Source organism: Methylobacterium sp. FF17 (genome assembly GCF_025813715.1).
In the GTDB taxonomy this organism is placed as follows: Bacteria; Pseudomonadota; Alphaproteobacteria; order Rhizobiales; family Beijerinckiaceae; genus Methylobacterium; species Methylobacterium flocculans.
In genome coordinates, this window is sequence record NZ_CP107532.1 from 3,559,891 (window position 1) to 3,576,434 (window position 16,544).

Consider the following 16,544-nt stretch of genomic DNA (forward strand, 5'->3'; position numbering starts at 1 on the left):
TCGTCATTCGCCCGGTCGCCCCTCATGCCAGCCAGCCCAGGGCGCGCCACCAGAGGTAATCCAGCGGTGCGACGACGACGAGCGACGCGAGGCCGGTGATCAGGGTCAGCTTCGTCGCGGCCCGCAGGGGCACCTTCCCGAGATCGATGGCGACGACGATGGGGGGTGCCTGGTAGGGCAGGAACAGCGTCGAGTATCCGACCACCTGAACCATCACGACGGCCATGAGATCGAGGCCGCTCACCCGGGCCATCTCCCCGGCAAGCGCCGTGTAGAGCGCCGGCGCGCCATTGGCGGTGACCGCGACCGTGAGGATCGTGGCCAGCCCGGTCAGGATCCCGAAATTGTAACCCGGTGCGTCCGGCGCCAGCGGCGCGACCTGGAGCAGGGCATGGCCGAGGCGCGCGCCGAGACCGGTCTCGTTCACGGTGGCGACGAGGCCGAGCAGGGCGGCGACGTAGAAACAGGTTCGCAGGTTCACGGCACCGAACGCCTCCGCCGGCAGGACGCCGATGCGCGGCATCAGGCAGATCAGCGCCGCGACGAGCCCGATCCAGGCTGGCGCGATGCCGTGCAGGCTGTCGGTGATCCAGAATCCGAGGGTCGCCACGAGGATCAGCGCGAGCCGGCGCGCCTCCGGCCGCAGGGGCATCGTCGGGAGGACGGCCTGGTCCGGCGCGGGGTCGAGGCGGTCCGGAAAAAGCCGCACGACGGCGACGATCAGGATCGCTCCCTTCACGAGGGCGAGCACGGGGGCGTGCAGGAGAAGATAGGGCAGATAGGCGAGGTGCAGGCCGTACTGCGTCTCCGCCGTACCCGCCATGACGAGGTTGGGCACGTTCGCCGGCAGGATCGCGGCCGAGAGGATCGGCGTCGCGAGCCCGACCGCCAGCACGGCGCCGGACCGGCCGGGGCGCCCGGCCGTGAGACCGAAGGCATCGCAGAGGGCGAGCACCACGGGGACCAACAGGGCGATGCGGCCAAGATTGGATGGCATCACGAAGGCAAGGGCGAAGGACAGCCCGACGAGACCGGCGATGAACACCGGATACGACGCAGAGAGATGACCGGCGAGGCTTCGGGCGAGACGATCACCGAGGCCCGTGCGGGTCATGGCGAGGCCGACCACCATGCCACTCAGCACGAGCCAGAACGCCGACGAGGCGAACCCTGAGAAGACAACCGCCGGGCTCGCCAGCCGGAACAGCATCGCCCCGGAGAAGAACAGCATCACGGTGACGATCTCGGCCACGAGGCCGCTGGCCCACAGGCCCATGCAGAGCAGGAGAAGGAGCGCGGTCACCGCCACCGTCGCCTCCCCACTCAAGAATGCTCCCGCCGCCATCGACCCATCCCACCGCGAGGGGGGACATTGGTCCTACCTTGGAGCCATTCGCAATTCGGAGTTCTTCGATCAATCCTTCGTCATTCGCGAAGGCTCACCGGAGGATCGACCACGGTGTGGGTTCAGAACGGTCCGAGGGCAGCCCCGCTAAAAGCGGGCGGGATCGAGTTCGAAGGTCGGGGGCCGGGCCTCGAACCATTCGCCATAGTAGGGATCGCGCGGCAGGGTCGCCGCCCACCGGTCGCGGAAGCGCTGGTGCTCGTCCGCCTCGACGGTGCGGTCGCGGTTGCGGCTCTCGTAATGGTAGAGGCTGGCCTGCGCGCAATAGACGATGCGCAGGCCGCGCGCCCACAGGCGCAGGCAGAGGTCGACGTCGTTGTAGTTGACTGCGAAGGCCTCGTCGAAGCCGTCCACCGCCTCGAAATCGGCGCGGCGCAGCATCAGACAGGCGCCCGTCACCGCGAGGTAGTTCCGGTTGCCGACCGTGGAAAAGAAGTGCCCCGGATCGTCGCCGGGAAAACCGCGCCGGACATGGTCCGGCGTCGTGTCCACCACCGAGACGCCGGCATGCTGGATCTCCCCTGTCTCGAACAGGAGTTTCGGCCCCACCGCGCCGACGCCCGGGATCTGAAGCAGCGCCAGCATCGCCTCGATCCAGTCCGGCGTGATCACCGCGATGTCATCGTTGAGGAAGATGAGCACGTCGCCGCTTGCGGCCTTCGCCCCGAGGTTCATCTTGGCCGCCACGTTGAAGACCGGGTCGGCATAGGTCACGCGGCGCGCCCCATGCCGGTCCAGCGCAGCCTGTGTGCCCGGGCGCAGGTCGCCGTTGTCGACCACGACGAACTCGATGGTTTCGTAGGTGCTGGTCAGGCGCACGCTGTCGAGGCAGGCCGCCAGCAGGTCGACGGCGCGGCCCCCGACCACGCTGTCGCGCCCGGCGCTCGGAATCACGATCGAGACCAGGGGCCGTTGGTTGAGCTTGCGGCGCAGCTCGAAGCAGCCCTTGTAGGCGCTGGACCGCGCGTAATCGAGTTCCCCGGTGCGGCGCGCCCGGTCCTCGAGCCCCCGGATCGCAGCGGCGATGACGTAGTCCTTGTTGTCCATGGTCTGGGCCGTGGAGCCCAGAATGGCGCGCCAGTGATAGAGCACCTGGGGCAGGTGCACGACGTTGCGGACGTGCTCGGTGTAGCGCAGGGCGAAATCGTAATCCTGCGCGCCGTTGCAGGCGTCCCGAAAGCCTCCGATGCGCGTGACGATGTCCATGCGGTAGAGCGCCAGGTGCGCCGTGTACATGCAGGATTCGAGCGCCTCGGGCGACCAGTCGGGCTTGAAGAACGGATCGTAGCGCACCCCGTCGATGGAGATCTTGTCCTCATCCGAATAGATGAAGTCGACGCTCGGATCGTCGTTGAGGACCCGTACGAACGCGTAGAGCGCATTGTCGGGGATCGCGTCGTCGTGGTCCATCAGCGTCATGTAGGCGCCGGTCGCCAGCGCCATCGCGTCGTTCGACGCGGCCGAGATGCGTCCGTTGCTGCTGCGCCGATGCAGCTTGATCCGGGCATCGGCGGCCGCATAGGCCTGGAGCATGGGCCAGACATGGGCGTCCGACGAGTTGTCGTCGCAGAGGCAGAGCTCCCAATCCTCGTAGGCCTGTGCCTGGACGGAGGCGATGGCCGCCTCCAGCCAGCGCTTGGGCGTATTGTAGACCGGCATGACGATGGAGATGCGGGGCCGCAGCGAGAAGCCGGCGATCTCGGCACGCATCTCTGCGATCGAGCGGCGTGCCGGCGTCTCCACGGTATCGATCCAGGCCTTGTAGGAGGCCGGGACCGGGCGCGGCCGGGCACTGGCGATGAAGGCGCGCCACAGCTCTGCAGGGGTATTCTCGCGGGCGAGGACGCGAAGGCGCGTCAGGATCGCGCGCGGCGTGCGTTCGGCTTCGGGCAGACGGGCGACGAGGCGGCGGGCGATCTCTCGGGCCGTACCCAGGGGGCCGAGATGCTCCAGGGTCACCGGCCCGAGACGGAACCGGCCGGCTCCGCTCATGGGATCGAGACGCAGGCCACGGACGCGGCGGGGTAGCCGGACGAGATTGTCGATCCCGCCTCCGGCGAGTTCGAGCGGGATCGTCAGAGTCTCGCGAAACCCCTTGCCGTCATCGACATAGAGGAGCGGCGTCAGCTTCGCGCGGTCGATGGCCGCGAGGTCCGCCCGGATACGGACCCAGCCGCCGCGATGGCGCTTGCGATCCGCCGGCGGCCAGAGACGGAAATGCGGGTCGCCGCCAGTCGCGCGCCACGTGTCGGGCTCCCCGTCGGCCACGATCTGGCTGAAGGGGTCGAGACGACAGCGAACGATGCGAGGCAAACCCGGATCCTCTCCGAAGCGGACGCGCCGGGAGGTGCGCCTGCCGGCCGGGGTTTAGGGCAAGCGCGCGGGACGCCGCAAGCGTGACGCGTTCAGGCCTGGATCGCCGCGAGATAGGCGCGCCAGCCCCCGTAATGGGTGATCTCCGGAGCCCCGGCCACCGCATGCGCCTCGCATAGGAAGCCGGAGGCGCAATCCCCGTCCGCCAGCGTGATCTTGCCGATCCCGAGGGGCGCGGGAATCGCCGCCGCGAAGCGCCCGAAACTCGCGGGGTCGAGGCCCCAGACCTCGACCTCCAGTCCCGGCCCGGCATGGCCGGGCTCGCGCAGGAGCCCGGGCTTGGCCGGAACCGTGCCGGGCAGGGCGAAGAGCCGGTAATCGGGCGTGGTCCGGGTGGCCCGAAGGAACGTCGCGCCGAGATCCTGAAGCTGATGGTTGAGGGCGAGCCCCGTGAGGTGTGCGCCGACCACCACGAGGGGAATCCGGGTCTCGGTGATAGCCGGCACGCGGCTCTCGTCCGGAAGAGCGGCGCTCCGGTCGAGGCCCATCCCGCCATCGAGCCCGCGGTGCAGGGCGTTGGCCCAGGGCGCCAGGGCCTCGTCGCTGAAAGCCGGCCCGTGCAGCGTCACTCCCGCGGGGAGACCATCGCGCCCGAAGCCGGCCGGGATCGCGATGGCGGCGAGCCCGAGGAGGTTCGTGAAGTTGGTGTACCGCCCGAAATGGCTGTTGCGCGCGATCGGCTCGGCCTGCATCTCGGCCACCGTATAGGTGGTGGGCGAGGTCGGCAGGAGCAGGACGTCGAGGCCGGACAGGATCGTGTCGGTGCGACGCTTGAGGGCCTCGAAGGCATAGCGACCCTTGAAGGCGTCGACGGCGCTGTAGCCCTTCGCCGATTCGACGATGGCGCGCACGCTCGGGTCCATGGCCGCCGCGTGATCGGAAAAGAACGCCTCGATGGCGGCCAGGCGTTCGGCGACCCAGGGGCCGTCGTAGAGCAGGGCCGCGATCTCGCGGAACGGGGCGTAGTCGAAGGGAACCGGAACGCCGCCGAGGCTCTGCAGCCGGGCAATGGCGGCATCGTACAGGGCCTCCGTCTCGGTATTCCCGTAGAATTCGCGCTCACCGGGTTCCAGGACACCGAAGCGCAGGCCGGAGGCGGGCAGGGGTCGCGGCGCGACCGGCCGTGAGAACGGGTCGGCCGGGTCGAAGCCCTCGGCGACCCGGCGCACCGCGACGCCGTCCCCCACCGTCGCGGCGAAGACCGTGATGCAGTCGAGGCTGCGGCAGGCCGGGACGAGACCGGTCGTGCTCAAGGCTCCCGGCGTCGGCTTGATGCCCACGATGTTGTTGAAGGCGGCCGGAACGCGGCCCGACCCTGCCGTGTCGGTGCCGAGGCTGAAGCAGGCGAGCCCGCCCGCCACGGCCACCGCAGAGCCCGAACTCGACCCGCCGGATACGTAGCCTGCGTCGAAGACGCTGCGCGGTGCGCCGTAGGGCGAGCGCGTGCCGTTCAGGCCGGTGGCGAACTGGTCGAGGTTCGTCTTGCCGGTCACCAAGGCACCCGCCGCCTTGAGGCGCGCGACCACCTCGGCATCCCGATCGGGCGTATAGGCGAAGGCCGGACAGGCGGCGGTGGTGGGCAGCCCCGCCACGTCGATGTTGTCCTTGACGGCGAAGGGCAGCCCCCAGAGCGGTAGGGAATTCGGCTCGGGATGCCGCTCCATCAGATCGCGCGCCGCCGCTACGAGGTCGGCCCGCGGGACGGGGGTGATGAAGATCGCCGGGTCGGCCGAGGCCGCCATCCGATCCGCGATCAGCTCCGCGACGGCGACGGGATCCAGGGCGCCCGACGCGTAGACCGAGCGCAGGCGCGCGGCATCGAGGATGGGGGGCAGCATGGAATCCTGATCTCCTTCATGACCGCGCTCCGGTATCGGGCGGGCCCCGATACCAGATGGCAATCCCGCGATCGGGGCGGCGCGGGTGATTCGCGTGTTCCTCGACCGAAGTCGCTCCGCTTTCCGCCACCGGGGCGATCCCGAGCCCTTGCGTCACCGGAACGTTGCGGACGGAAGCCGGCCGCAGGGCCGGGATGCCGGCGCCGGCGGACGGTGCCGGGTCTTGCATCCTCCGTGCCGCCCGCCCCAGCCCCTGAACTGTCAAGGGGGCGCTCAGTTCTGCCAGACCCGGGGCAGCGGCGCCTCGCGGTAGGCCGTGAGCACCCGCTGGGCGAGGCTGCGCAGGGCATCCGGGTCGCGGCTGAGGATGCGCAGGACGAGGTGGCCGTTCCAGGCGCTCGCGGCCGCCGAGACGCCCTCGATCTCGGCTTCGCCGAGGATCGCGCGGGTGCGCTCCAGGCGCGCCTCGGCATCGGGCGCGACGTCGAGCAACGTCGCCAGGGCGCGAGCACCGCCGCCGATGGCCGCGCGCGCGAGGTGGTCCGACAGGGCGCCGTCGAGGCAGAGGGAGTCCGCGTAGGCCAAGCGGCCGCCGCGCCGGATGCGCCAGGTATCCGTGAAGCGTCCGCGCGTGATCGCCTCCTGACGTGCGGTCCGTCCGAAGGTGACCGCTTCGAAGGCCAGCAAGCGCGCGTCCGACGCCAGATCCGCCTCGAACCGGCGCTCCAGGGCGGCTCCATCGAACAGGATCGTCTCCTGCGGCAGGTGCGCGAGGCGCGCCCCCGCCGCGAGGGTCACCCGCGTCTCGAACCGGCTCACCGGACCATCCGAGCGATAGATCTTCTCGGCCGCGACGGTGGTGAGGACGAGGTCGGCGTCGGCACCGACGTCCACCGTGACGCTGAAATGGTCTCCGCAGGCGATCCCGCCGGCGGTGTTCAGGAGCACCGCCTCGCAGGGGCCGCGCGGGCGGCGCGGCAGACGCAGCCGCAAGGGGCCGGCCTCGGCGATGTCGCGGATGCGGGTGTCGCGCCCATCGGCACAATCGACCCGCAAATGGGCGCGCCCACGCGAGCGCTGCCGAACGGGCACCGCGACAGCGAGATCCGGGCGGTCCGGGTGCAGCATGGCGGTGGCGTCAGGCCGGGCCGGTGGCCACGGGGCGCTCGGGGTCCGAACCCCATTCCGACCAGGACCCGTCGTAGAGCCCGCGCGGCGGACGCCCGAGGGTCTCCAGGGCCAATCCGACGATGGCGGCGGTGACGCCGGACCCGCAGGTCGTCACCACGGGTCTGCTCACATCGACGCCATTCTCGGCGAAGACCGCTCGCAGGGATTGCGCATCCTTGAGGCGCCCCCCGGCCTGCAAGGCGGAATAGTGGACGTTGCGCGCACCCGGCATGTGGCCCGGCCGGACGCCGGGGCGGGGCTCCGCCTCCTCTCCGCGAAAGCGCGGCGCCGAGCGCGCATCCACGACTTGGGCCGAACCGGTCTCCAGGGCGCGGGCGACGTCGTTCGCATCCGCCACGGCACCGTGGTCGAGGCGGGCGGTGAAGTGGCGCCGGGCGCGCGGCCGACCCTCGCCGTCCTCGACCAGATAGCCCGCCGCGACCCAGGCCGGAAAGCCGCCCTCAAGGATCTCGACATCGCGGACGCCGAAGGTCTGGAGCATCCAGCGAACGCGGGGGGCCGAGAACAGGCCCATCCCGTCATAGACCACGATATGGGCGCCGTCGCCGATGCCGAGCGCGCGCATGCGGGAGGCGAACACCTCCGGCCGGGGCAGCGTATGGGGCAGGGGCGAGGTCTCGTCGCTCATCGTGTCGATGTCGAAGCGGATCGCGCCCGGGATGTGCCCGGCCAGATATTCGGCCCGCGCGTCGCGCCCCTGGGCCGGCAGGTACCAGGAAGCGTCGAGGATCACGATGTCCGGGGCGCCGAGGCGGGTCTGAAGCCATTCGGCCGTGACAAAGGGCGTCGTCGCCATGGTGTTCTCTGTTCGATGGACCGGAGACCGGCCGCGGCCGCGGTCGCGTGTGGAGGAAGGCTCACCAAACCACATCCCGGACCGTGTTGCACGCCTCGCGGGACCGGGGACGATCGAACCAGCCCCTTCCGCCGGGGTTGCCCAGGGGAGTCCACATGCTTCAGGAGCACGATCCATGCGCCTCTCTTCCCTTGTCCTCGCCGCGTCGCTCGGCGCCATCCTGTCCGGCGCCGCCCAGGCGCAATCCACCATGCCCGGCGGCACGGGCGGCTCCAGCGGCAATCCCGGCAGCGTGTCCGGCGGCTCGGCCACCACGGGCAGTCCCGGTTCCCTCGGCTCCGCCGGTCCCGCCAGCGGCACGGCGAGTCCCGGCATGGGTGCGGCGCGGAGCCCGAACGCGGCCCCGATCCCCAGTGCGGGCCGTCCGATCGCCCCGGGTGCGACCGGATCCGGCTCCACGTCGAGCGGCGCTCCGGCGCGCTAGCTCACCGGGATTCGGGAACGGAGCGGCCGGCCCCTCGGGTCCGGCCTTTTTCGTCGCAGCCTGCGTCGGGACGGTGCCAGGTACCGTGTCCGTGACTTAAGGAGTATTCGACACCGCAGCCGGACGGAGCCGCCTTGAACCCGCGCGAGACGTATCACATCGAAGTGCTGGCCTCCGAGGACGAGGCCGGTGCGCGCGGCGAAGACCCCGTTCGCCAGCGGATCTCGGTCCGCACCGGCACCGTCGAGGCCGCGAAGGAGCGGGCGCTCACGCTGTTTGCCCGCGCTCGGGCGCCGCAGCGTTCCGGCGCACCCGCCGAGGCGGTCCGCGTCATCGACGGAGCCGGCACGGAGGTGTTCCGCTGGAGCCGCTTCGACGAACCGGCCTGACCAGGGGCCGGCCCCGTGCGCGCCGTTCTTGCCATGCTTCTCGGCTTCGCGGCACTGTTCCTGCGCAGCTACACCGTGCCCCCGGCCCCAGACCGGCGCGGCGGAACCGTGATCTCGCTGGCCTGGCCGAACCGGCCGGTGTTCGGAAGCCCGCGTGCCGAGTGCCTCGCTCCGCAGGACGGCCAGCCGCTGATCGTCTGCCTGATCGGTTCGGTGGCGAGGGCTAGGGCGGACGGCATCCCGTTGCTCCAGATCGGGTTCTGCGGCACCTGCTACGGCCTCTCGCAGCGCATCGCCGCCTTCGGGCGGGACGAGGCCGCCGTCAGCAGCCGTTTGGCGGAGATCGGCCGCTTCGGCTGGTGAGGCGCCGGCGCGCCCCGCTTGGCCTCAGGCGATACCTCAGGTGTCCGCGCTCGGCCCCGTCTCGGACGGCGCCGATCTCCGCCAGGTGCGTAGCCTGTCGCGCCAAGCCTTGAGCCTCAGGTTGGCGGCTGCGCGGGCACGCTCCAGCTGCGCCGCGAGGAAAAACAGCGGATCGCCGCCCTTCGTCTCGACGAGGATGTGGGCGAGGGCCAGCCGCTCGGTCCAGAAGGTCTCGGGCAGGGTGTAGTTCGGGGGAGCGCAGGAATCCGCGGTCGTGAGCGCCGGATCGGCGACGATGTCCTGCGTCAGCCGGTGGAAGGCGAGGGCGCCGGGGGAGTTTCGCGCGGCGGCCGCGTCGTAGGAGATCTTCAGGCTCCAAAGTTGCCCGCGCGTCACGAAGCTGACCACGGCCGCCAGGGTCCGTCCGTCGCGGCGGAGACGGTCGATCCGCACCGCACCGCGTCGGCCGAAGGCGGCGACGAGGTCGCGCATCATCGCGGCTTGGGCGGGGTCGTCCGCAATGGCGGTTCCACGCCGTCCCTTCCAGCCCGCGGCCTCGAGCGCGATGTAGTCGTCGATGGCCGCGGGCAGGTCGGCCGGCGCGCGGATCGTCTCGGCCGTAACGGCGCCCTCGGCTTCGAGGCGGTCCCACGCTTGGCGCAGCTTGCGCCGCTTGCGGGACGAGATGTGCCCGAGATAGGCCGCCCGGGCCGGCGCCTCGCGATCCGAAAGGTCGATGAAGGCGCGCTCATGCGCCCAGAACCGGGCATGTCGCAGCCGGTTGTGGTCGAGCCACTCGGCGAGCAGCTTGGCGAACCGCCCCTCGGTCGGAACATGGGTGAGCATCAGGCGACGGCCGACGAGGCGGCGCAGTCCGAAGAAGAGGCCGTCAAGGGCACGGGCCGGTTCGGCGGCATCCAGCAGCGGAACTCCGAAGATGCCGAAATCGTGCATCCAACCCATCGTCAGCACGAGCGGGAGACCCCAGCGCAGGCGCGTGAACCGCACCGGCCAGACCGCGAGGAGCTTCAATCCCGGTTCCTCCGGCGCACGATCCCCAACGAGGGTCACCTGAACGCCCGCCCCGAACGGCCCAGCGGCCGGCAGCGCGAAGTCGGGATCGTAGAACAGGTTGTCGATGAGCGGGCGTTGGCTGAGAGCGCGCCACGCTCCGATCCAGGGCGCATTGGCAGCGAGGGGACGCAGGGCGACGACGAGCCCGTCCGGCGTCACCACGCTGCGGCGTGATTCCGGTCGCATCAGGCGCCTCGCCGAAAGTGGCGGGCCGCTCAGTCGGTCACGCCCAGGATGTTGAAGTGCCATGCCGTAGCGCCCGAGACGGCGGCAAGGCCGAGGAGTTTCAGAACCGTGACGGCGGGCAAGCCGATCGGGAGGTGGCCGAGACCGGAGAGCAGGAGTCCGCACAGGAGTGCGAGCCCCGCGATCGCCGCCACATCGCGAACGGGAACCGGCATCCGGCTGCCGTCCCGTGCCCCGAACAGGAAGACGAGGCAGCCGAGCGCCTGCCCCACGACCATGGCGATCGCCGCCCCCTCGACGCCGTAGCGGGGAACCAGAACGGCCGAGAGCCCGCCGATGGCCACGAGCAGGATGCCCGACGCGACGGCATCGAGATGGCTGGTGCGCGTGAAGTAGATCACTTGGCCGAAGTAGTAGGAGCGCAGCATCTGCAGGATGCTGGCCGCGACCAGCAGGGGTCCGACCCGCAGGGCCGTCTCGCGGTAATCCGGCCCGAGCAGGACGTTGATGAGAATCGCGTCGAAGCTGAGGAAGAACACGGCCCCGAAGGCTGCGATCACGGCGAGCAGGCGCGCAGCCCCCTCGAGCACCGGCCGCGCCGCCGGGAGCCCACCGTCCCGGGCCTCGTGCTTGGCGATCGAGACGAGGGCGAGGGCGATGCTGTCGCCGAACACCACGAAGCTCTGACGCAGGAAATCCGCGAAGGCCCCGTAGGCGCCGAGTTCTCCGACTCCGATGCTGGCGCCGATGATGAGGCGATCCACGGTCTGCGCCAGAGCGGCGGCGGCGAACGAGAGGATCAGCGGCCAGCCATAGGCCAGGAGGCGCCGGGCCTCGGCCCAATCGCCGGGTCCGCGCAGGAGCGCCCGGATCGCCAGCAGGGAGGGGATCGCGGCCAGCATGTTGGCAAAGGCGGTGGCGAGCAGGAGGGACATCGCATCGCCCCCGAGAAGGAGCACCGCGCTGCCGAGCGCCAGGACGAGCACGGCACGTAGGACGATGGAAAGGGCGACGGCCCCCACTTCCAGCCGGGTTCGGGCGATCTCGGCGGCTCCCTCGAAGGCCATCATGCCGAACACTGCCACGAAGACGGCGAGCGCCGCCGGGGGGGCGACCAAGCCGAAGGCCGCCGCTCCGGCCAGGACCGAGCCGGCGACCGTCACCATGCCGCTGAGCAGCCGCAGCACCGTTCCGACCTGTATGGCGGCCCGTTCCTCCGCGTAGAGCGCGAAGAACGAGAACTTCGGCCACTGACAGGTGGCGCTGTAGAGGACCAGGACCCAGGACAGGACGAGAAGGTAGAGCCCGAACACGTCCGTCGGGGCGAGGCGGGTGAACACCGCGAGCGCCGCCATGTTCAGGGCTGCGGCAAAGCCCCGGGACCCGACATAGGTGAGAGTGTGGCGCGCGATCATGAAGCCTCGGGGCCCCTTACGCCCACCGGGCTATCGGCGTCGTGGCCTCGCGGTAGCATCGCATTGTTGCCGACGCGTCAATGGAGAGTACGAATCGACCGAGTCGATCTTTGCCCCATCCCATGCACTTAACGCATGGGGGCATGCTGTGCCGCACACGGTGAGGGGTTCTCGTTGACTTCGCAGGCGCGAAGGCTCATATCGCAGTTGCAGCGTCAGCGGCCGTCATGGTTCCGCTTGAGAGGGCTGCGTGACGGATCGCCGGATCGCATCTGCGGGCCCCGAGCGACCTGAGCCCCTCTCTTCAACGTGCATGCACCCGGACTGCCCCAGCACGCGGGCGGCTCCAGCTCAACGGACCGATCCTCCCTTACGACGCCGAGCCTCCTGATGTGAGGGCGTCCGGCACGGTCCCGCTGCCTGAAAGTTACCCCTTGACCCAATTCACCGATTTCGGACTCGCCCAGCCCGTGCTGCGGGCGCTGGATGAGGCCGGCTACAAGAGCCCGACCCCGATCCAGGCGCAGGCTATCGCCCCCGCCATGCAGGGCCGCGACCTCTGTGGTATCGCCCAGACTGGCACCGGCAAGACCGCTGCCTTCGCGCTGCCGATCCTGCACCGCCTCGCCGAGACTCCGCGCCGGCCGATCCGCCGCGGTTGCCGCGTGCTGGTGCTGTCGCCGACCCGCGAACTCGCCAACCAGATCGCCGAGAACTTCTCCGATTACGGAAAGTACCTCTCGTTCACCAACACCGTGGTGTTCGGCGGCGTCACCATCTCCCGCCAGGAGAAGGCGCTCGCCAACGGCGTCGACATCCTCGTCGCGACCCCCGGCCGCCTGATGGACCTCATCGAGCGCCGCTCGCTGACTCTCGAGGCCGTCGAGATCCTCGTCCTCGACGAGGCCGACCAGATGCTCGACCTCGGGTTCATCCACGCACTCAAGCGCATCGTAAAGATGCTGCCGAAGGAGCGTCAGAGCCTGTTCTTCTCGGCGACCATGCCGAAGAACATCGCCAGCCTCGCCGACCAGTACCTGCGCGATCCGGTCCAGGTCGCCGTGACCCCCGTCGCCACGACGGCCGAGCGCGTCACCCAGGAGGTCATCTTCGCCCATACCGGCGCGAAGCAAGCGCTGCTGAACCACATCCTGCGCGATCCGGCCATCGAGCGTGTCCTGGTCTTCACCCGGACCAAGCACGGCGCCGACCGGGTGGTGCGCGGCCTGGAGAAGGTCTCGATCAACGCCTCCGCCATCCACGGCAACAAGTCGCAACCGCAGCGCGAGCGCGCGCTGGCCGCCTTCAAGGACGGCTCCTGCCGCGTGCTCGTCGCCACCGACATCGCGGCGCGCGGCATCGATGTCGAGGCCGTGAGCCACGTCATCAATTACGACCTGCCGAACGTGCCGGAGAGCTACGTCCACCGCATCGGCCGCACCGCGCGCGCCGGGGCGAACGGGCTCGCCATCTCCTTCTGCAACGACGAGGAGAAGGCGTACCTGCGCGACATCGAGCGCACCACGCGCCAGAAGATCCCCGTTGCGGGCTTCCCCGAAGGCTTCACGCCCCCGTCCCGCCAGGAGGCGGCGGACACCGCCCAGGCCGAGGAGCGCCGTCCGGCGCCGAACGGCCAGCGTCCCGGTCAGCGTCAGGGACAGCGCCCGAGCAGCCGTCCGGGTGGCCGTCCGGGCCAGGGCCGCGGCTTCGAGGGTCGCGGCGAGAACCGTGGCGGCTCCGGCCGCTCGAGCCGCCCTGAGGGTGCTCCCCGGCCCCAGGAATCACGGGCCGAGCCCCGTGGCGACCGGCGGCCCAGCAACCCGGGCGAGGGCCGGGCGGAGCCGCGCGGTGAGCGCGCCCGGGCTCCGCGCCCGCAGGGTGGCGAAGGCCGCGCTATCGGCTGGCTGGATCGCGGTCCGCGTTCCTGACGCTCTGACGAAATTTCTCTGGATCTTTGCAACGCCGCCCCGGTCCACCGGGGCGGCGTTCGCGTGTCCAGACCCGTCGCGACCCTTGGGCATCGCCCAGCGCCCGAGAGGCATTGTCAACGGGTCGCGCCATGCCATCTCAGGGAAGCCGGACGGTGGGTCCGGGCTCCTGGGAGGCAGGGCGATGCGGTTCGAACTCTATCGAGATGCCGCCGGTGGCTGGCGCTGGCGCCTGCGGGCGCAGAACGGAAACGTGGTGGCCGATTCGGCGGAAAGCTACGTCCGGCGAGCGGATTGCGAGCATGGCATCGATCTCGTCCGCGGCAGCGCCGAGGCGACGGTCGTCGACATGACCCTGAAGATCGCCTGAGGGGCCGGGAGCTTTCGTTGACCATACGGTCACGCTTCGGTGAGGGCAGGGAAACGCTTTCCCGATTCGTGCGTTTTCTGCATCCGGGCCTCGCGGTCGAGCGGGCACGGAGTGTCGACCCTCGACAGATTCCAGGGAGTTGAGAACGTGCTGAGGAAACTCGTGCTGGCCGCGCTGCTGGCTCTAGGCTTCGCCGCCACGGTGCCCCAGGGTGCTTCGGCTGCCCCGATCGGCCCCGCCCTTGCCCTCCAGAGCGAGGCTGCCCCGGCGACGGTTCAGAATGCGCAGTACTATGGCTACGGTCGCCGGTTCTATGGCCCGCGCCGTTTCTATGGTCCGCGCCCCTATTACGGTCGCCGGTTCTACGGCCCGCGCCGTTTCTATGGTCCGCGCCCTTATTACGGCCGCCGCTTCTACGGCCCGCGCCGCTTCTACTACTGAGTTCGTTCGGTGTGCCGCTCGCGGCACGCTGACTCTTCCGGCCCGGTCCTCGTTCTGACGAGGGCCGGGCCGTTTGATTGATGGACACTAAATTTCTCTGGTCCGGCTGGGAAGCCGGGTGATTATGAGATAAGTTTCCGGAGGCGGACGGCGCACGATAGATTGCGACGCCTCGGAGGAACCGACGTGAACGCCATTGCCGCACGCCGCGCGTCTCCCCACGCGATCTGGGAATCCATCCCGCTCGAGCTGATCGTCTCCGTGTTCGCGGTGATCCTCGCCGGCGGCCTGCAACTCGCCGGGATCATGCCCTGACCCGGGAGACGCGATCTATCCTTCGCGCAGCCTTTGACCTGAACCGGTTCGCGTCGGTCGGGCATCGCTCCGCAGGGTTCGGGTTTCAGGCATGTCGTGAGTTACCGCCGCGAATCCGGAGTTCGCTTCCGGGAAATGGGTTAGGTTACCTCCATCGAACGGGCGATCCGGGAAGGCGTGAGCGGCGGCATGGCGGAATCGGATGGTACGAAGCTTCCGAGCGGCGATCTGACGGTACGCACGATCGCGATGCCGGCCGATACGAACGCCAATGGCGACATCTTCGGCGGCTGGGTGATGTCGCAGATGGATCAGGCCGGTGGTATCGCGGCGGTCGAACGCTCGCAGGGTCGCGCCGTGACCGTCGCGGTGGATGCGATGACCTTCATTCGTCCCGTGCGGGTGGGCGACGTGCTCTGCGTCTATACCCGCGTCGGTCGGGTGGGCCGTACTTCCATGCGGATCGAGGTCGAGGCCTGGGCCCGGCGCTTCCGCACCCAGTTGCGCGAGCAGGTCACGGAGGCGACCTTCACCTTCGTCGCCATCGACGACGACGGTCGGCCCCGCCCCATCGAGCCGGCCTGACGCCTCAGGAGTTCGGCGCCGCCACCTTCTGGCGCAATCCGGTGATGACCGCCTTCAGGATATCGGTGTCGGTGTCGCCGCTGCCCATACAGCGGATCGTTTCGATCCGCTCGTGCACGAAGGACAGTTTGGCGATGACCGCCGGTGTCAGCTTGAAGGGGAAGAGCGCGGGCTGGCCCATGCTGCGGCTCAGCGAATTCACCGCGTAGGTCAGCGGGAGCCAGGCCTCCACGATCCGGCTGAAATCCGTGGTCCGATAGGGATCGAAGTCGATCACCACCGGCTCGGCCGGACCATGGCGCAGGCGCGGGCGCACATGCATCTCGAAAGTGCTCGCGGTCTCCAGCGTGTCCACGATGTGGAGATACTGCGCCCAGGTCTCGGCGAAATCCTCCCAGGGGTGCGCAGTCGCGTAGGCGCTGACGTAGCTCTCCTCCCAGTTCGCCGGAGCCCCCTTCGCGTAATGCCGCTGAAGGGCAGCCGAATAGTTCAACCGTTCGTCACCGAAGAGCGACCGGAAGGTCCAGATGCTCTGATCGTAGCGAACGAGCACATTCCAGAAATAATGCCCGATCTCGTGCCGGAAATGTCCGAGCAGGGTGCGGTAATACTCTCCGAACAGCATCCTCCGCCGCTCCCGCTCGACGTCGTCGGCCTCGGCGATGTTCAGGGTGATGAGGCCGCTGCGATGCCCCGTGAGCACCGGCGGCCCGATCTGGAAGCTCTCGGAGGGATCGACCAGGAAGTCGAAGGCGAGGCCCGTGGTGGGGTTCTCGTCCCGGGTCATGAGCGGAAGGTCAAGGCGCAGGAGGGAGTAGAACAGCCGGTGCTTGGCGGCTTCGATCTGGCGCCAGCGGGTCAGGTTCCAGGCAATGGACAAGTCGGGAACGACGTGGTTGTGGCGGCAGGTGACGCAGTAGCGGCTCGGGGAATCGTCCGGCACCAGCCAGTTGCAGGCGTCGTAATGCGCGTTGGCGCAGAAGCGGTACTTGCGGGCCGGATTGGCATAGGCGTGCCAGACGCCGCCCACCGGCTCCAGGGCCGACATCTCGTGGATGTCACAGGCATAGCCGAGCCGGCGCTCGCAGCTCTCGCAATGGTTGCTCTCGAAGCTGATCGGCTGGTCGCAGGCCTGGCACTGGAAGATCTTCATGGAGCCGTCGTGGGACGCCTTTCCTGTCACTGACCGGACACGTGTATATCCTGTCTAGCACGCGGCGCGTGAATGAACTGCCTCCCGGCGCGTCCGTGCATGGCAGGGGCCATCTCCGCATGCCAAAGCGCCCGCCGCCGGCTTGGTTCCGACGCCGCCGGCCGGCGGGAGTCGGGCGCCGCTGCACGAAACTTGCAAGCTTCCGGGTTCCGGACGCGTCCCGTGCGCCCGGGCGCCA

The 16,544-nt window shown here is 69.6% G+C and carries 16 protein-coding genes; 8 read left to right on the forward strand and 8 right to left on the reverse strand.

Annotated features, from left to right (window positions below; all coding sequences use genetic code 11):
- Positions 1–22 precede the first annotated feature (22 nt).
- From OF380_RS16800 to sseA, 5 genes are all read right to left on the reverse strand, one after another.
- A complete protein-coding gene (locus OF380_RS16800) occupies positions 23–1,345 on the reverse strand; it encodes an SLC13 family permease (protein WP_264045922.1) in 1,323 nt (440 codons plus the stop codon).
- A 147-nt stretch (positions 1,346–1,492) separates the two neighbouring features.
- On the reverse strand, positions 1,493–3,718 hold the full coding sequence (locus tag OF380_RS16805; protein WP_264045924.1) for a glycosyltransferase family 2 protein: 2,226 nt from the start codon (positions 3,716–3,718) through the stop codon (positions 1,493–1,495).
- Between the two features lie 92 nt (positions 3,719–3,810).
- Positions 3,811–5,616: an allophanate hydrolase gene (gene atzF / locus OF380_RS16810; protein WP_264045926.1), complete on the reverse strand. Its 1,806-nt coding sequence runs from the start codon at positions 5,614–5,616 to the stop codon at positions 3,811–3,813.
- 273 nt (positions 5,617–5,889) lie between these two features.
- Positions 5,890–6,744, reverse strand: coding sequence for an urease accessory protein UreD (locus tag OF380_RS16815; RefSeq protein WP_264045928.1), 855 nt, complete (start codon positions 6,742–6,744; stop codon positions 5,890–5,892).
- A 10-nt stretch (positions 6,745–6,754) separates the two neighbouring features.
- Entirely contained in the window at positions 6,755–7,603 is an 849-nt protein-coding gene (sseA, locus tag OF380_RS16820; protein WP_264045930.1) for a 3-mercaptopyruvate sulfurtransferase, read from the reverse strand.
- Between the two features lie 175 nt (positions 7,604–7,778).
- Between sseA and OF380_RS16825 the strand changes: the two genes are divergently transcribed.
- The 3 genes from OF380_RS16825 (at position 7,779) to OF380_RS16835 (ending at position 8,839) form a co-directional block, all read left to right on the forward strand.
- Entirely contained in the window at positions 7,779–8,087 is a 309-nt protein-coding gene (locus tag OF380_RS16825; protein WP_264045932.1) for a hypothetical protein, read from the forward strand.
- A 134-nt stretch (positions 8,088–8,221) separates the two neighbouring features.
- Complete coding sequence (locus OF380_RS16830) at positions 8,222–8,476, forward strand: hypothetical protein (protein WP_264045934.1); 255 nt, start codon at positions 8,222–8,224, stop codon at positions 8,474–8,476.
- Between the two features lie 15 nt (positions 8,477–8,491).
- A complete protein-coding gene (locus OF380_RS16835; protein ID WP_264045936.1) occupies positions 8,492–8,839 on the forward strand; it encodes a hypothetical protein in 348 nt (115 codons plus the stop codon).
- A gap of 36 nt (positions 8,840–8,875) precedes the next feature.
- On the opposite strand, the gene OF380_RS16840 is transcribed toward OF380_RS16835, so the two are convergent.
- A complete protein-coding gene (locus tag OF380_RS16840; protein ID WP_264045938.1) occupies positions 8,876–10,099 on the reverse strand; it encodes a GNAT family N-acetyltransferase in 1,224 nt (407 codons plus the stop codon).
- Positions 10,100–10,128: 29 nt separating this feature from the next.
- Positions 10,129–11,514 (reverse strand): oligosaccharide flippase family protein, encoded by a 1,386-nt coding sequence (locus OF380_RS16845; RefSeq protein WP_264045940.1) that lies wholly within the window; start codon positions 11,512–11,514, stop codon positions 10,129–10,131.
- A gap of 434 nt (positions 11,515–11,948) precedes the next feature.
- Here OF380_RS16845 and OF380_RS16850 point away from each other — a divergent pair, with 434 nt between their 5' ends.
- The 5 genes from OF380_RS16850 (at position 11,949) to OF380_RS16870 (ending at position 15,153) form a co-directional block, all read left to right on the forward strand.
- Positions 11,949–13,442, forward strand: a complete 1,494-nt coding sequence (locus tag OF380_RS16850; RefSeq protein ID WP_264045942.1) for a DEAD/DEAH box helicase — start codon at positions 11,949–11,951, stop codon at positions 13,440–13,442.
- 184 nt (positions 13,443–13,626) lie between these two features.
- Positions 13,627–13,812, forward strand: coding sequence for a YegP family protein (locus OF380_RS16855; protein WP_264045944.1), 186 nt, complete (start codon positions 13,627–13,629; stop codon positions 13,810–13,812).
- Positions 13,813–13,959: 147 nt separating this feature from the next.
- Entirely contained in the window at positions 13,960–14,253 is a 294-nt protein-coding gene (locus OF380_RS16860) for a hypothetical protein (RefSeq protein WP_264045946.1), read from the forward strand.
- 186 nt (positions 14,254–14,439) lie between these two features.
- Positions 14,440–14,568 (forward strand): hypothetical protein, encoded by a 129-nt coding sequence (locus OF380_RS16865; RefSeq protein WP_264051522.1) that lies wholly within the window; start codon positions 14,440–14,442, stop codon positions 14,566–14,568.
- 189 nt (positions 14,569–14,757) lie between these two features.
- Positions 14,758–15,153 (forward strand): acyl-CoA thioesterase, encoded by a 396-nt coding sequence (locus OF380_RS16870; protein ID WP_264045948.1) that lies wholly within the window; start codon positions 14,758–14,760, stop codon positions 15,151–15,153.
- Between the two features lie 4 nt (positions 15,154–15,157).
- On the opposite strand, the gene OF380_RS16875 is transcribed toward OF380_RS16870, so the two are convergent.
- Positions 15,158–16,306, reverse strand: a complete 1,149-nt coding sequence (locus OF380_RS16875) for a zinc-binding metallopeptidase family protein (protein ID WP_264045951.1) — start codon at positions 16,304–16,306, stop codon at positions 15,158–15,160.
- Between the last annotated feature and the right edge of the window lie 238 nt (positions 16,307–16,544).

Coding starts and splice junctions, on each gene's coding strand:
- OF380_RS16800 (WP_264045922.1), bottom strand. CDS start 1,345: ATGGCGGCGGGAGCATTCTTGAGTGGGGAGGCGACGGTGGCGGTGACC.
- atzF (WP_264045926.1), bottom strand. CDS start 5,616: ATGCTGCCCCCCATCCTCGATGCCGCGCGCCTGCGCTCGGTCTACGCG.
- OF380_RS16815 (WP_264045928.1), bottom strand. CDS start 6,744: ATGCTGCACCCGGACCGCCCGGATCTCGCTGTCGCGGTGCCCGTTCGG.
- sseA (WP_264045930.1), bottom strand. CDS start 7,603: ATGGCGACGACGCCCTTTGTCACGGCCGAATGGCTTCAGACCCGCCTC.
- OF380_RS16825 (WP_264045932.1), top strand. CDS start 7,779: ATGCGCCTCTCTTCCCTTGTCCTCGCCGCGTCGCTCGGCGCCATCCTG.
- OF380_RS16840 (WP_264045938.1), bottom strand. CDS start 10,099: ATGCGACCGGAATCACGCCGCAGCGTGGTGACGCCGGACGGGCTCGTC.
- OF380_RS16845 (WP_264045940.1), bottom strand. CDS start 11,514: ATGATCGCGCGCCACACTCTCACCTATGTCGGGTCCCGGGGCTTTGCC.
- OF380_RS16855 (WP_264045944.1), top strand. CDS start 13,627: ATGCGGTTCGAACTCTATCGAGATGCCGCCGGTGGCTGGCGCTGGCGC.
- OF380_RS16870 (WP_264045948.1), top strand. CDS start 14,758: ATGGCGGAATCGGATGGTACGAAGCTTCCGAGCGGCGATCTGACGGTA.
- OF380_RS16875 (WP_264045951.1), bottom strand. CDS start 16,306: ATGAAGATCTTCCAGTGCCAGGCCTGCGACCAGCCGATCAGCTTCGAG.